The organism is Stenotrophomonas sp. B1-1 (genome assembly GCF_010894375.1).
Taxonomy (GTDB): Bacteria; Pseudomonadota; Gammaproteobacteria; order Xanthomonadales; family Xanthomonadaceae; genus Stenotrophomonas.
Genome location: NZ_JAAIUZ010000053.1, coordinates 1 through 1,304 on the forward strand (window position 1 = coordinate 1; position 1,304 = coordinate 1,304).

Annotated in this window: 3 protein-coding genes and 1 pseudogene; all 4 read left to right on the plus strand. The window is 66.5% G+C overall.

Features of this window, described 5'->3' with window-relative positions; translation table 11 throughout:
* Positions 1–297 (plus strand): annotated as a pseudogene (locus G4G00_RS21685) (terminase); the annotation flags it as partial.
* Between the two features lie 119 nt (positions 298–416).
* Positions 417–884, plus strand: coding sequence for a head completion/stabilization protein (locus G4G00_RS21690; RefSeq protein ID WP_164276625.1), 468 nt, complete (start codon positions 417–419; stop codon positions 882–884).
* Positions 884–1,099 (plus strand): tail protein X, encoded by a 216-nt coding sequence (locus G4G00_RS21695; protein WP_164276628.1) that lies wholly within the window; start codon positions 884–886, stop codon positions 1,097–1,099. The genes G4G00_RS21690 and G4G00_RS21695 overlap by 1 nt, the downstream gene beginning before the upstream one ends.
* 2 nt (positions 1,100–1,101) lie before the next feature.
* Positions 1,102–1,304, plus strand: a 203-nt coding sequence (locus tag G4G00_RS21700) for a putative holin (protein ID WP_240336210.1), incomplete at its 3' end; no start/stop codon positions are given.

A 1,304-nucleotide genomic window follows, 5' to 3' on the forward strand; every position in this document is an offset into this window, starting at 1 on the left:
GGTCTGGCTGCGCTGAACGCGTTCAAGACCCGCACCCCGTTTGATGGGGCGGTGATTGATCGAGCCGTGCAACTGACCGAGGGGGCCGATATGCCCGATGAAGTCCGTGCCCGGCTGTTGCTGGCGCGTGCCCGGGGCGTGCTCGGCACCGGTACCGACGATGCGTCGCTGCCGCTGGACGCTGTCAGCGCAGCGGTTGCCGACCTGCGCCGAGCGATTGGCTTGCACGATGCCTGTGGCGGCAAGGAAGACCTCAAACGCGCTGAGCGCCTGTTGAAGAGATTCGAGGCCAGCTAAGCCTACTGGCTGACCTCACACCGAGCGTACCCCGCAACCCGCGCCGGCCCGGGGCCGATCACCCGCCCTTTTCCCCTAGGGTGTGACGCCCCGGCCACCGGCGATTTACGAGACATCCCATGAGCAGTTTCGTTGCCAATGGCGCCCCGACTCCGGCCCAGGATCCGATCAGTGCTGGCCCGTTCTGGCCGGACATCGATGTGAACGCACTACGCGATGCCATTCGTGTGCCGGGCGATGTTCTGCCGGCGCGCCTGCGCCAGACGGTGCTGGCGGCCCTGATCTCGGTGACGCGGGAGCTTGACGCCTGGCAGGCCAAACAGATGGCCGAGGGCTATGCCACGTTGGACCAGGTGCCGGCGCGCAGGATCGACGGCAGGTCGGTGCTGGAACACTTGTTCCACCGCGCAGTGCAGTGCGCCGCCGCCGTGGAGCTGCACGAGCGCTACCGCGCTTACGATGCCACCGCCCAGGGCAATCAGCGCGCCGATGATCTAAGCCCCACCATTGATGAGATGCGCCGGGATCTGCGCAATGCCATCAGCGATCTGCTCGGTACCCGCCGGGTCACTGTGGAGCTGATCTGATGCGCGTGATGGCCCTGCAAGGCGACACGCTCGATGCGCTGTGTCACCGCCACCTGGGCACCACCGCCGGGGTCGTAGAAAAGGCCCTGGCACTCAATTACGGGATCAGCCTGCACGGGCCGATCCTGCCGCTGGGCACCGTCGTGGAGCTTCCCGAGGTACCCGCTCCTTCCGCCGGCGCCGTGGTGCGCCCGCTGGTTCAACTCTGGGACTAATGATGACCGAACCCACCTCCACCGGCAGCATGGCCGCCCTGGCCGCTAGCGTCGGCTTGGCCTCGCTGCTACCGGGCATCGAGACCGATGCCTTCATCGGCGCCTTTGCCGGTGCCACCTTGTTTGTCGTTTCAGCCAAGGATCTGTCGCTGTTCAAGCGCGTGATCTACCTGGCCATCAGCGTGGTGGCCGGCTACCTGGGCGG